The organism is Streptomyces sp. YJ-C3, assembly GCF_053891275.1.
On the sequence record NZ_CM132685.1, the window covers coordinates 6,493,118 to 6,505,326 of the forward strand.

The window sequence follows — 12,209 nt, forward strand, 5'->3', positions numbered from 1 at the left end:
CCCCCGTTGCTCGGCGCCGACGGGTTCTACCCGCGGCGTTCGTGTCCCAAACACGGCCCGTCCGAATCGGTCGGCGAGCGACTTCCCGCTTCGAGAGGTCCCCGTCTCCATGTCCAAGCACAGCATCCCCGGCCATAGTCAGCTGACCCGCACCCACAAGTTCTCGATGGCCGGTGTCGCCGCCCTCGGTGCCGCCGCCCTCGCGGTGACGCTGGTGCCGGGTCACGACACGCAGGCGCAGGCCGAGCAGGTCTCCGCCGCTCCGGTCGCGTTCACCACGAACGCGGGTGCGCAGCAGATCAAGGACGTGCAGGCGAGCGTCACCGACCAGCAGGCCAGCGCGTCGGAGAAGGCCAAGGCCGTCGCCGCGAAGCTGAAGGCCCAGCAGGCGGCCGAGGCGAAGAAGAAGGCGGACGCGCAGGCCAAGGCCAAGGCCGAGGCGCAGGCCCAGGCGGACGCCAAGGCGAAGAAGGAGCGCGAGGCCAAGGAGGCCGCCTCCCGCGCCGCCGCCCGCAAGCCGGTCTACGCGAACAACCTGGACGGCTGGATCAAGCAGTCCCTGGACATCATGAAGTCCAAGGGCATCCCGGGCACCTACAACGGGCTCTACAGCAACATCATGCGTGAGTCCACGGGCAACCCGAACGCCATGAACGGCTGGGACGTCAACGCCCAGAACGGCACGCCGTCGATCGGCCTGCTGCAGGTCATCCAGCCGACGTTCAACGCGTACCACGTCGAGGGCACGTCGACGAACATCTACGACCCGGTCGCCAACATCACGGCCGCCGCGAACTACGCGGCCGACAAGTACGGCTCGATCGACAACGTGAACAGCGCGTACTGAGACTCATTGACGGGACCTCTGAGTCCGGAGCACGCTGACCCCCACGACGGAGAAGGGCGGCACCCCCGCGGGTGCCGCCCTTCTCCGTCGTTCGTGTCCCTCGTCCGTGACAGGACTACTTGCGCATGACCTCGGGCTCGTGGCGGCGCAGCAGGCGGGCGACCGCGAAGCCGCAGATCACGCCGAGCGCGACCAGGACCGTGAGGTTGATGCCCCACTGGCTGACCGAGTGCTCCCAGAGCGGGTCGAGGTCGTTCGGCTTCTTCGGGTCCCACGGCGGCATCAGGTGCGCCAGGTCCAGCGTGGCGCCGGCCGCGCCGATCGCCCAGCGGGACGGCATCAGCCAGGCGAACTGCTCCAGGCCGATCGAGCCGTAGATCTGGAAGAGGACGCCGGTGAAGACGACCTGGACGATCGCGAACATGACCAGCAGCGGCATCGTCTTCTCGGAGGTCTTCACCAACGAGGAGATCACGAGGCCGAACATCATCGATGTGAAGCCCAGCGCGATGATCGAGACGCACAGCTCGATCGCCGGCGGCATCAGAAGACCTTCCTCGGGAAGGTCGCGCGGCGCGAAGGCGATGGCGCAGATGATGACGCCCTGGACGGCCGTGATCACGCCGAGGACGATGACCTTGGACATCAGGTACGCGGAGCGGGACAGGCCGGTCGCCCGTTCCCGTTCGTAGATGACGCGTTCCTTGATCAGCTCACGGACCGAGTTGGCCGCGGCCGAGAAGCACATGCCGACGGCGACGATCAGCATGATCGTGCCCGCGTCGCCGTTGAACTTGGACGGCGGTTTGGGCGGTGCCAGGCCGAAGTCGGCGGGGATGACCACGGAGACGACGCCCAGGACCGCGGGCAGGATCACCATCAGCCCCATGAAGCCCTTGTCGGACGCGATCACCGACACATAGCGGCGGATCAGCGTGATGAGCTGGGCGCCCCAGGGCTGCGGCTTGGGCGGTTTGATCGCGGCGGGCGGCGGCATCTGCACCGACTGCGCGGCCACGGCGTCGATGTCGGCCGCGTACATCTGGTAGTGCTGCGAGCCCTTCCAGCGGCCCGCCCAGTCGTAGTCGCGGTAGTTCTCGAACGCCGAGAAGACGTCGGCCCAGGTCTCGTAGCCGAAGAAGTTGAGGGCTTCCTCCGGCGGGCCGAAGTACGCGACGGAGCCGCCCGGCGCCATCACGAGCAGCTTGTCGCAGATCGCCAGCTCGGCCACGGAGTGGGTGACGACGAGGACCGTGCGGCCGTCGTCGGCGAGGCCGCGCAGCAGCTGCATGACGTCGCGGTCCATGCCCGGGTCGAGGCCGGAGGTGGGCTCGTCCAGGAAGATGAGCGACGGCTTGGTCAGCAGCTCCAGGGCCACGGAGACGCGCTTGCGCTGGCCACCGGAGAGGGAGGTGACCTTCTTCTCCTTGTGGATGTCCAGCTTGAGCTCGCGCAGCACCTCGTCGATGCGCTGCTGGCGCTCCTGCTCGCTGGTGTCCGCGGGGAAGCGGAGCTTGGCCGCGTACTTCAGGGCCTTCTTGACGGTCAGCTCCTTGTGCAGGATGTCGTCCTGCGGGACCAGACCGATGCGCTGGCGCAGCTCGGCGAACTGCTTGTACAGGTTCCGGTTGTCGTAGAGGACGTCACCCTGGTCGGCGGGGCGGTAGCCCGTGAGCGCCTTGAGGAGCGTCGACTTGCCGGAGCCCGAGGGGCCGATGACGGCGATCAGCGACTTCTCCGGGACGCCGAAGGAGACGTCCTTGAGGATCTGCTTGCCGCCGTCGACGGTGACCGTCAGGTGGCGCGCGGAGAAGGAGACCTCACCGGTGTCGACGAACTCTTCGAGCCGGTCGCCGACGAGGCGGAACGTGGAGTGGCCGACGCCGACGATGTCGTTCGGGCCGAGCAGGGCGCTGCCGCCCTTGGGGATCGGCTGGCCGTTGACGTACGTGCCGTTGTGCGAGCCGAGGTCACGGATCTCGAAGCGGCCGTCGGGCGTCGCGTGGAACTCGGCGTGCAGGCGCGAGACCTGGAGGTCGGAGACGACCAGCTCGTTCTCCAGCGCACGGCCGATGCGCATGACGCGGCCGAGCGAGAACTGGTGGAACGTCGTCGGGCTGCGGTCCCCGTAGACCGGCGGAGCCCCCGCGACGCCGCCGGGTCCCTGCTGGTTCGGCACCTTCTGGGGCTGCGGCTGCTGGTGCTGCTGCTGCCACGCCTGTTGCTGCTGAGGCATCTGCGACTGCTGCGACTGCTGCGGCGCCTGCTGCTGCCAGCTCGGCGCACCGCTCTGCGGCTGCTGCTGCGGCGGTGGCTGCTGCGCCAGGCCGGCGGCCTGCTGCTGCGCCTGCTGCGGCGTCGCCACGGCGGCGGCCTGGGCGCTGCCCTGCACGTTCACGCGCGGGCCGTCGGTCGAGTTGCCCAGGTGCACGGACGAGCCGGGGCCGATCTCCATCTGATGGATCCGCTGGCCCTGGACGAACGTGCCGTTGGTCGAGCCGTGGTCCTCGATGACCCAACTGCGGCCGCCCCAGCTGATCGTGGCGTGACGCCAGGACACCCTGGCGTCGTCGAGCACGACGTCTCCCCCCGGATCGCGTCCGAGGGTGTACGACCGGGACGGATCGAGCGTCCAGGTCCTGCCATTCAATTCCAGTACGAGTTCAGGCACTCCATGCCCCACTGAGTTGTCCCCCGAGTATTGCCCCCGTCATGGGGAGTCTAGGGATGTCGAACATCGTGAGGAACTATTTCAGGAACGCCCCCGTGACCGAAAGTCGGGCCTTGCGGCTGAGGTTGTGAAGACTTCCGGTCGGCGCCCCCGCCCGCGCCGTTGACGGGGCAGATACAGCCCCGGAGAGTAGTAAGCGCCCACAACTCCCAACGGATCATGAGCAAATGGGATATCCGGGGCGTTGCGGTACGGATCAGGGGGGCCTGATGAAGACCGGCCACGACACGACTCGGCGCGGCGGCGTGCCCGTCGGCGATGTGCTGCTCTCGGCCATCGCCGCGGTGAGCTGGGCATTCATCGGGATGGCGGGTGTCGCGGCGCTCGGTCTGCATCTGCTGGAGGCGGATTCGGCGGGTTCGCTCGGACCGATGACGGCCGCCGTCGTGGCGATCGGGGTCGGCGGGCGCGTGACGCCGTCCGGCGACGTGTCCGCCTTCGGCCTGGACGGCGCGCAGGCGCACACCGCCATCGATGTCGCGCCGCTGGGCGTGGGCCTGGTGGGCGCGGTGCTGATGAGCTGGTTCTTCCTACGGTCCTTGCGTGCGGCGGGAGTTGAGATCTCTCCGGGCGAGCTGGTGGCACGTGCGGGGGCCGTGGTGGTGCTCTTCGTGGCGATGCTGGGCGGGCTCGTCTGGGCGGGTCACGACATCATCACGATTGACGGTTCGAAGCTGGGGCTGAACGACATTCCGGGCGCAGGCGGGCTGCCGGACGACATCGGGGACAAGCTTCCCGGCGGCATCGGGGGGCTGCTCCCCGACCGGCTCGGGGACCTCGTGAACGCGAAGGCGTCGGTCGGGTTCACGGTGCAGACGGGCGCCACGCTGCTCGGCGGCGCGGCCTTCGTGACCGGGGTGCTGCTGATCGCGCTGCTCGCGTCGCGGCGCGCTCCCCTGCCGCGCGCCCTCGCTCCGGTGCACCGGGTGGTGCGGCCCGCGGCGTCGGCGCTGGTGACAGTCCTGCTGGTGACGGTCGTCGCGGGCCTGGCCGCGGCGGCGTACGCCATGATCGGCGACGACCACCCGAAGCGCATCGCGGGCGCGGCACTGCTCGGCGCGCCCAACGGGGCATGGCTGGCGGTGCCCCTGGGCCTGTTCGTGCCCTGGGACGGGCAGGCGACGGGAGAGCTCGCGAAGCTGCTGCCCGATCCGCTGGACGATCTGCTCAGGGTCTCGTCGGACCAGCCCGTGACGCTGGCCCGGCTGGCCGAACTCGACGGCAGGGTATGGCTGTTGGCCGTCGCGACGGCCCTGATGATGCTGTTCGCCGGGGTGCTCACGGCGGTGCGGACGCCGCCGGTCCAGGGGCAGGGAGCGGTGGGTTTCGCGGGGCGCTGCGCGCTGCGGCTCGGCGTCGTGACGGCGCTCGCGCTGCCGCTCCTGGTCCGGCTGACGGACGTCTCGGCGGACGCGTCCCTGTCGGTGCTGGGCTTCGACGCGTTCGGCGCGGGCATCGAACTGCACGGGCACCTCGGCATGGCCCTGCTGCTGGGCGCGGCGTGGGGCGCCGCGGCCGGGGCGCTCGGTGCGCTCCTCGCCCGCGCGACCGGGGCCGCCGGTGGGCGGGTGTCCCCGCTGGCCGCCGGGGCGTACGTGCCGGAGCCGCCTTCTTCCGCGCCGGCCGGCCCGTACCGCCCGAGCCGCCCGTACCGTCCCTCCAACGCGGACACGAACCCGTACCTGAAGGCGTACGACGCCAGGCAGTACGAGGAGACCGTGCACGGCCAGGATGCGTACGACCGGGATGTTCAGGACGGCGCTGCGTACGGCCGGGATCCGTACCGCGACCCGTCGCACGACGGCATGCCCGGTGCCCCCACGATCGCGGGACCGCTGCGGCCCGAGCCGCCCCGTCCTCGCGGCAAGGAGGGCGGGCCGCCGCCTCCACCGCCACCGCCGCCGGCTCCGGGGCGGGACAAGGAGAGGCGACGCCGGAGGGACGACCGGGGCGGGCGCTGACGCGGGGGGCCCGACGGCGGCCTCCCTGTCCGGTACGCGGACCGCGGCCGCGTGCCCGTGCAGGAGCCCGATACCGTAAGGGCATCATGAGCGCTCCGCAGCCCCAGCACCCCGCTGATGCCCCGAACGTCGACGGACACGTGTCCGTGCCGGCCGACGTCCCGACCCTTCTGGTCAAGATCTTCGGCAAGGACCGGCCCGGTATCACCGCCGGGCTCTTCGACACCCTCGCCGCCTACTCCGTCGACGTCGTCGACATCGAGCAGGTCGTCACGCGCGGCCGTATCGTGCTCTGCGCCCTGGTGACCGAGCCGCCGGCCGGTCTGGAGGGGGACCTGCGGGCCACCGTCCACAGCTGGGCGGAGTCCATGAGGATGCAGGCCGAGATCATCTCGGGCATCGGTGACAACCGGCCGCGCGGCCTGGGCCGTTCCCTGGTGACCGTGCTCGGGCACCCGCTGACCGCCGAGTCGACCGCCTCGATCGCCGCCACCATCACCGGGACCGGCGGCAACATCGACCGCATCTTCCGGCTCGCCAAGTACCCCGTCACCGCGGTCGAGTTCGCGGTGTCCGGCACCGGGACGGAGACGCTGCGCACCGCGCTCGCCACCGAGGCCGCGAAGCTGGGCGTGGACATGGCCGTCGTCGCGGCCGGTCTGCACCGGCGCGCACAGCGGCTCGTCGTGATGGACGTCGACTCGACGCTCATCCAGGACGAGGTGATCGAGCTGTTCGCGGCGCACGCGGGCTGCGAGGACAAGGTCGCCGAGGTGACGGCGGCGGCGATGCGCGGCGAGCTGGACTTCGAGCAGTCGCTGCACGCGCGCGTGGCGCTGCTCGCGGGGCTCGACGCGTCGGTCGTGGACAAGGTCAGGAGCGAGGTACGGCTCACGCCGGGTGCCCGCACCCTGATCCGTACGCTCAAGCGGCTCGGCTACCAAGTGGGCGTCGTCTCCGGCGGGTTCACGCAGGTGACGGACGATCTGCAGGAGCGGCTCGGGCTCGACTTCGCGCAGGCCAACACGCTGGAGATCGTCGACGGGAAGCTGACCGGCAGGGTCACCGGCGAGATCGTGGACCGTGCGGGCAAGGCGCGGCTCCTGCGGCGGTTCGCCGGGGAGGCGGGGGTCCCGCTCGCGCAGACCGTGGCGATCGGCGACGGCGCGAACGACCTCGACATGCTGAACGCGGCCGGGCTGGGCGTCGCCTTCAACGCCAAGCCGGTGGTCCGCGAGGCCGCGCACACCGCGGTGAACGTGCCGTTCCTCGACACGGTGCTGTATCTGCTGGGCATCACGCGCGAAGAGGTCGAGGCGGCGGACGCCCAGGAGGTCTGAGCCACACAGCGGGGCCCGGCACCGGCCTTCGGTACCGGGCCTTTGCTGTGTGCGGATCCGGCCGCTCGTCAGTCGTTCGGCGACCAGTAGTCGGTCAGGGTGGCGGTGCCCGGCTCCAGGGACTTCCAGGAACCGGTGAAGGACAGGACCGCGAACGCGGCGGTCGGGAAGCCGCCCCGGTTCATCCGCCGGAGCGCGTCCGCCTCGCCGTCACCGGCCAGGACCTCGGCGAGTCCGTGCACTCCGGGGTTGTGGCCGATCAGGACGGCGTCCCGGACGTCGTCCGGCGTCTCGTTGAGCACGGCGATCAGCTCGCCGGGGGACGCCTCGTAGATCCGCTCCTCGTAGACGGTCCGGGGCCGCTCCGGCAGTTCGGAGACAGCCAGCTTCCACGTCTCGCGGGTGCGCGCGGCGGTCGAGCAGAGGGCCAGGTCGAGGGCGATGCCGGAGTCGGCCAGCTTGCGGCCGGCGATCGGGGCGTCCTTGCGCCCTCGCTCGGCGAGCGGCCGCTCGTGATCGGACACCTGAGGCCAGTCCGCCTTGGCATGCCGGAAAAGGACAATCCTGCGGGGTTCTGCGACGCTCATGGGTCCCAGCTTCGCACGAAATCTGCCATGGGGCGCTGGGAGTTGACGGGCTCGCCCGGCACGGGTGAACGCGGGCCGAAAGCTGCCGGGAGAGGGGCTAGCGGAGCACCAGTTCCTTGGCGCGCTCCAGGAGGTGGCCGATGGTCGGGTCGGCGGTGGCGGCCTGGGCGTCGACCGGGTTGAGGATCAGCAGCAGGAGCGCCACGAAGGCGACGGCCGGCAGCGCGATCGCCCACCAGGGCAGCCGGATGTCGACGCCGCCCGTGGCTGCCGGGTGGGTCCGGGGGTGCGTGGGGGCCGACATGGCTTCCTCCGTGGTCCGTCGTCCTCGTCGGTGCGCCGACGGTCTCGGCGACACTTCGAAGGTACGGATCCGGCGGCCCCCGGCCCATCCGGTGATCCACCCACTCGACCCTGACACTGGCCCCCTAGGGGACGGTGGAGTTAACCCCACCCCCGGGTCCGGGGCGCGGGTGTCAGGGGGAGGCGATGGTCGCGATGATGGCCACGATCACGGTGACGGCCATCATCGCGCCGAACACGAGGAGGAGCTTCTTCTGACTGTTCTGGGGGTTCGGCTCGAGCACAGGCGACATGCCGCAAGTGTCGCACCCGTCCCCGGTCGTCAGGACGCCGGGGCGGCGGCGGCCGCCTGTTCCGCCTCGTCCTCGATCGTGCGCTTGCGGCCCGCGAAGACGCCGACCACGATCTGCGGCACCATCAGCGCGGCCATCAGGGCGATGGGCACGCCCCAGCCGTCGGTGGCCTGGTAGAGGACGCCGACGAGCAGCGGCCCCGGGATCGAGATCAGGTAGCCGGTGGACTGGGCGAACGCGGAGAGCTGGGCGACACCGGCGCCGGTGCGAGCCCGCATGCCGACCATCGTGAGGGCGAGCGGGAAGGCGCAGTTGGAGATGCCGAGCAGGACCGCCCAGGCCCAGGCGCCGGAGGCCGGCGCGAAGTACAGGCCCGCGTAGCCGGCGAGTCCGCACACTCCGAGGGCGATCACGATCGGGCCCTGGCTGGGCAGCCGCGCCGCGACGCGCGGGATGACGAAGCCCAGCGGCACGCCCATCACCATGGTGACGGCCAGCAGCACGCCGGCGGTCGACGCGGAGACCCCGGAGTCGCGGAAGATCTGCGCCATCCACCCCATCGTGATGTACGCGGCCGTGGCCTGGAGCCCGAAGAAGACGGCGAGCGCCCAGGCGGTGCGGCTGCGGGCGATGCGCAGTCCGTCGCCCTCGGACGAGGCCCGGGCCGGTTCGGCGGAGGCGGCGCTCCGGTCGCGGACGAGCGGGAGCCAGGGCAGCACGGCGGCGGCGCCGAGCGCGGCCCACACGGCGAGGCCGGTCTGCCAACTGCCGCCCAGGGCCTCGGTCATGGGCACGGTCGCGGCGGCCGCGAGGGAGGTGCCGGCCGCGAGGGCCATCGAGTACAGGCCGGTCATGGAGCCGACGCGGTCGGGGAACCAGCGCTTGACGATGACCGGCATCAGCACGTTGCTGACGGCGATGCCCATCAGGGCGAGGGCGCTGGCCACCAGGAAGCCGACGGTGCCGCCCGCGTAGGGGCGGATGATCAGGCCGGCGGCGATCGCGGCCATGCCGGCGCAGACGACGGTGCTCGCGCCGAAGCGCTTGGCGAGCCGCGGGGCCATCACGCCGAAGACCGCGAAGCACAGCGGGGGCACGGAGGTGAGCAGTCCGGCGACGCTGCCGCTCATGCCGAGCCCGTCGCGGACCTCTTCGAGGAGGGCGCCGAGGCTGGTGATCGCGGGCCGCAGGTTCAGGGCGGCGAGGACGATGCCGACGATCACCAGGCGTACGGCCCACGCGCCGGGGGCGGCGCTCTTCCCGGTGGGTGTCGGGGGCTCCGCGGTCGGTGGTGCCATCGTCGGGGTCGGGGTTTCCTCACTAGCCATGAGACCCATCTTAGAATCATGGGATGATTGGCTGTCCAATCCGTTTGCGTCACACTATTGCCGACCGCCCCGCACACCCCGCGTCACGTCACGTACGAGCAAGGACGAAGGACCGTCGATGCCACTGACCTCCCCCCGCCGCTCGGCCCTGTCCGAGCAGGTCATCTCCGCCCTGCGTGCCCAGATCTCCTCGGGCGAGTGGCCGGTGGGGTCCCGGATCCCCACGGAGCCGGAGCTCGTCGAGCAGCTGGGCGTCGCCCGGAACACGGTGCGGGAGGCGGTGCGCGCCCTCGCGCACAACGGGCTGCTCGACATCCGGCAGGGCTCGGGCACGTACGTCGTGGCGACGAGCGAGCTCGCCGGGGTGATGCAGCGCCGGTTCGCCGAGGCCGATCCGCGGCACATCGCCGAGCTGCGCTCCACGCTGGAGTCGAGCGCGGCGAAGCTGGCCGCCGAGCGGCGCACCGAGCGCGATCTGAAGCAGCTGGACGCCCTCCTCGTACGCCGTGAGGAGGCGTGGGAGTCGGGTGACGCGGAGGCGTTCGTGACGGCGGACGCGACGTTCCACATGGCCGTGGTGGCGGCGTCGCACAACGACGTGATGACGGCGATGTACGCGGATCTGGGCGAGGTCCTGCGGGACTGGCTGCGGGACGACGTGCGCGGCGGGCTCACCGCCGAGAACCACATGGACCACACGCGGCTGGTCGACGCGATCCGGGAGGGGGACACGGAGGCGGCCGCGACCGAGGCGGCGGGCTATCCGTTCCTGTGCCGTCCGAGCCGGTTCACGGCGCCTTCCGGTGACTGACCCAGGCGATCCGCACGTCCTTCCAGCACCGCCCGTCGAGGCGCACGGTCTGGGCCGGGCCGACCTCGGCCGGCGCCGAGTCCGTGTCGATGTCCCACCACGGGTCGCACTCGATGTGCAGGGCGACCCGGTCGACCTCGGGGTACTGGTTGTGACAGGTGGCGCTCACCCGCGTCCCGTCGACGCGGACCCGGCATCCGGCTCCGAAGGGTCCGGGCTTCTTGGCGGCCACGCGCGCGTGGCCGGATTTCTCGGGGGTGTCGGACGCCGCGTCGTACGGCAGCGCGACCAGCAGGACCAACGCGGTGAGGGCGGGGGCTATGCGGTGGGTCAGGCGCACAAAGGGACCTCCTCGCACCCAGCGTGCGTGAAGGTCCCTTCGCCTCGCCCGGCCGGTGGGCCGAACGAGCTACGTATCTAGGCGCCGATCGCGTGCAGGCCGCCGTCGACGTGGATGATCTCGCCGGTGGTCTTCGGGAACCAGTCCGACAGCAGGGCGACGATGCCCCGGCCCGCCGGCTCGGGGTCGGCGAGGTTCCACTCCAGCGGGGAGCGGCTGTCCCACACCGCGGCGAGCTCGGTGAAGCCGGGGATCGACTTCGCGGCCATGGAACCGAGCGGGCCCGCCGAGATCAGGTTGCAGCGGACGTTCTGCTTGCCGAGGTCACGCGCGATGTAGCGGCTGGTGGCCTCCAGGGCGGCCTTGGTCGGGCCCATCCAGTCGTACTGCGGCCAGGCGAACTTGGCGTCGAAGGTGAGGCCGACGACGGACCCGCCGTCGCTCATCAGCGGCAGCAGCGCCATCGTCAGCGACTTCAGCGAGAAGGCCGAGACGTGCATGGCGGTGGCCACGGACTCGAACGGGGTGTTCAGGAAGTTGCCGCCGAGCGCGTCCTGCGGCGCGAAGCCGATGGAGTGCACGACGCCGTCGAGCCGGTCGCCCAGCTGCTCACGGACCTGGCCCTCCAGGCGGGCGAGGTGCTCGTCGTTCGAGACGTCGAGCTCCAGGACCTTGACCTTGTCGGGCTGGGGCAGCTTCTTGGCGATGCGCTCGGTGAGCGTCGGCCGCGGCCACGCGGTGAGGATGATCTCCGCGCCCTGCTCCTGGGCCAGCTTCGCGGTGTGGAAGGCGATGGAGGACTCCATCAGCACACCGGTGATGAGGATCTTCTTGCCCTCGAGGATTCCAGCCATGGTGTTCAGTGACCCATTCCCAGTCCGCCGTCAACCGGAATGACGGCACCAGTGATGTACGAAGCGTCGTCGGAGGCGAGGAACGTCACCGCCGAGGCGATCTCCTCGACCTGCGCGTACCGGCCGAGCGGCACCTGCGACATGATGTTCGCGCGCTGCTCGTCCGTGAGCGCCTGGGTCATGTCGGTGTCGACGAAACCGGGCGCGACGACGTTGAAGGTGATGTTGCGCGACCCGAGCTCACGGGCCAGGGAGCGCGCGAAGCCGACGAGGCCCGCCTTCGAGGCGGCGTAGTTCGCCTGTCCCGCCGAGCCGAGCAGGCCGACGACGGAGGAGATCAGCACGACGCGGCCCTTCTTGGCGCGCAGCATGCCGCGGTTGGCGCGCTTCACGACCCGGAAGGTGCCGGTGAGGTTGGTGTCGAGGACGGACGTGAAGTCCTCCTCGGACATGCGCAGCAGGAGCTGGTCCTTGGTGACGCCGGCGTTGGCGATCAGGACCTCGACGTTGCCGTGCTTCTCCTCGATCTCCTTGTAGGCCTGCTCCACCTGCTCGGCGTCCGTGATGTCGCACTTGACGGCCAGGAAGCCCAGCTTTTCGAACTCTGCCGGGTCACCCGAGCGGTACGTGATCGCGACCTTGTCGCCGGCCTCTGCGAACGCGCGGGCGATGGCGAGGCCGATGCCCCGGTTTCCTCCGGTGACGAGAACCGAGCGGCTCAACGGATCACCCTTTCGATAGCAGTGGTGGTACTTCGAAAACCTATCGGTACGACCCTGGGTACGGAGAATCGACCACCGACAGTGGCGTACTC

At 70.7% G+C, this 12,209-nt stretch carries 12 protein-coding genes; 4 read left to right on the forward strand and 8 right to left on the reverse strand.

From position 1 onward, the window contains the following. Nucleotides 1-109: 109 nt before the first annotated feature. Entirely contained in the window at nt 110-847 is a 738-nt protein-coding gene (locus tag ACVHNB_RS29110; RefSeq protein ID WP_456226249.1) for a transglycosylase SLT domain-containing protein, read from the forward strand. Between the two features lie 115 nt (nt 848-962). Here ACVHNB_RS29110 and ACVHNB_RS29115 read toward each other — a convergent pair whose 3' ends face one another. Next, nucleotides 963-3,518 carry an FHA domain-containing protein gene (locus tag ACVHNB_RS29115; protein WP_456226250.1) on the reverse strand — a complete coding sequence of 852 codons (2,556 nt, stop codon included), beginning with the start codon at nt 3,516-3,518 and terminating at the stop codon, nt 963-965. Nucleotides 3,519-3,787: 269 nt separating this feature from the next. Here ACVHNB_RS29115 and ACVHNB_RS29120 point away from each other — a divergent pair, with 269 nt between their 5' ends. Together ACVHNB_RS29120 and serB are read left to right on the forward strand one after the other, a co-directional pair. Further along, complete coding sequence (locus ACVHNB_RS29120) at nt 3,788-5,539, forward strand: streptophobe family protein (protein WP_456226251.1); 1,752 nt, start codon at nt 3,788-3,790, stop codon at nt 5,537-5,539. A gap of 86 nt (nt 5,540-5,625) precedes the next feature. Then, nucleotides 5,626-6,879, forward strand: a complete 1,254-nt coding sequence (gene serB / locus ACVHNB_RS29125; RefSeq protein ID WP_428955566.1) for a phosphoserine phosphatase SerB — start codon at nt 5,626-5,628, stop codon at nt 6,877-6,879. Nucleotides 6,880-6,947: 68 nt separating this feature from the next. Here the strand turns inward: serB and ACVHNB_RS29130 are convergent, their stop codons facing one another. The 4 genes from ACVHNB_RS29130 to ACVHNB_RS29145 all read right to left on the reverse strand — a co-directional run bounded on the left by ACVHNB_RS29130 (nt 6,948) and on the right by ACVHNB_RS29145 (nt 9,390). Beyond that, nucleotides 6,948-7,466 (reverse strand): SixA phosphatase family protein, encoded by a 519-nt coding sequence (locus ACVHNB_RS29130; RefSeq protein WP_428955565.1) that lies wholly within the window; start codon nt 7,464-7,466, stop codon nt 6,948-6,950. Between the two features lie 97 nt (nt 7,467-7,563). Then, complete coding sequence (locus tag ACVHNB_RS29135) at nt 7,564-7,770, reverse strand: hypothetical protein (RefSeq protein WP_428955564.1); 207 nt, start codon at nt 7,768-7,770, stop codon at nt 7,564-7,566. 172 nt (nt 7,771-7,942) lie between these two features. Continuing rightward, entirely contained in the window at nt 7,943-8,062 is a 120-nt protein-coding gene (locus tag ACVHNB_RS29140; RefSeq protein WP_428955563.1) for an SGM_5486 family transporter-associated protein, read from the reverse strand. A gap of 29 nt (nt 8,063-8,091) precedes the next feature. After that, entirely contained in the window at nt 8,092-9,390 is a 1,299-nt protein-coding gene (locus ACVHNB_RS29145) for a CynX/NimT family MFS transporter (RefSeq protein WP_456226252.1), read from the reverse strand. Between the two features lie 118 nt (nt 9,391-9,508). On the opposite strand from ACVHNB_RS29145, the gene ACVHNB_RS29150 reads away from it, so the two are divergent. Beyond that, nucleotides 9,509-10,201, forward strand: a complete 693-nt coding sequence (locus tag ACVHNB_RS29150; protein WP_428955561.1) for a FadR/GntR family transcriptional regulator — start codon at nt 9,509-9,511, stop codon at nt 10,199-10,201. On the opposite strand, the gene ACVHNB_RS29155 is transcribed toward ACVHNB_RS29150, so the two are convergent. The 3 genes from ACVHNB_RS29155 to fabG form a co-directional block, all read right to left on the reverse strand. After that, nucleotides 10,179-10,541, reverse strand: coding sequence for a hypothetical protein (locus ACVHNB_RS29155; RefSeq protein WP_428955560.1), 363 nt, complete (start codon nt 10,539-10,541; stop codon nt 10,179-10,181). The two genes, ACVHNB_RS29150 and ACVHNB_RS29155, sit on opposite strands and share 23 nt — an antisense overlap. Before the next feature lie 77 nt (nt 10,542-10,618). After that, nucleotides 10,619-11,395: an enoyl-ACP reductase FabI gene (gene fabI / locus ACVHNB_RS29160; RefSeq protein WP_428955559.1), complete on the reverse strand. Its 777-nt coding sequence runs from the start codon at nt 11,393-11,395 to the stop codon at nt 10,619-10,621. Between the two features lie 5 nt (nt 11,396-11,400). Beyond that, the gene (gene fabG / locus ACVHNB_RS29165) at nt 11,401-12,117 is read right to left on the reverse strand and encodes a 3-oxoacyl-[acyl-carrier-protein] reductase (protein ID WP_428955558.1); all 717 of its coding nucleotides are present in this window, start codon (nt 12,115-12,117) and stop codon (nt 11,401-11,403) included. Between the last annotated feature and the right edge of the window lie 92 nt (nt 12,118-12,209).

What these genes read in the sequence shown, in the direction of transcription:
- ACVHNB_RS29110 (WP_456226249.1), top strand. Translation starts at nt 110, where the DNA reads ATGTCCAAGCACAGCATCCCCGGCCATAGTCAGCTGACCCGCACCCAC.
- ACVHNB_RS29120 (WP_456226251.1), top strand. Translation starts at nt 3,788, where the DNA reads ATGAAGACCGGCCACGACACGACTCGGCGCGGCGGCGTGCCCGTCGGC.
- serB (WP_428955566.1), top strand. Translation starts at nt 5,626, where the DNA reads ATGAGCGCTCCGCAGCCCCAGCACCCCGCTGATGCCCCGAACGTCGAC.
- ACVHNB_RS29130 (WP_428955565.1), bottom strand. Translation starts at nt 7,466, where the DNA reads ATGAGCGTCGCAGAACCCCGCAGGATTGTCCTTTTCCGGCATGCCAAG.
- ACVHNB_RS29135 (WP_428955564.1), bottom strand. Translation starts at nt 7,770, where the DNA reads ATGTCGGCCCCCACGCACCCCCGGACCCACCCGGCAGCCACGGGCGGC.
- ACVHNB_RS29140 (WP_428955563.1), bottom strand. Translation starts at nt 8,062, where the DNA reads ATGTCGCCTGTGCTCGAGCCGAACCCCCAGAACAGTCAGAAGAAGCTC.
- ACVHNB_RS29145 (WP_456226252.1), bottom strand. Translation starts at nt 9,390, where the DNA reads ATGGCTAGTGAGGAAACCCCGACCCCGACGATGGCACCACCGACCGCG.
- ACVHNB_RS29150 (WP_428955561.1), top strand. Translation starts at nt 9,509, where the DNA reads ATGCCACTGACCTCCCCCCGCCGCTCGGCCCTGTCCGAGCAGGTCATC.
- fabI (WP_428955559.1), bottom strand. Translation starts at nt 11,395, where the DNA reads ATGGCTGGAATCCTCGAGGGCAAGAAGATCCTCATCACCGGTGTGCTG.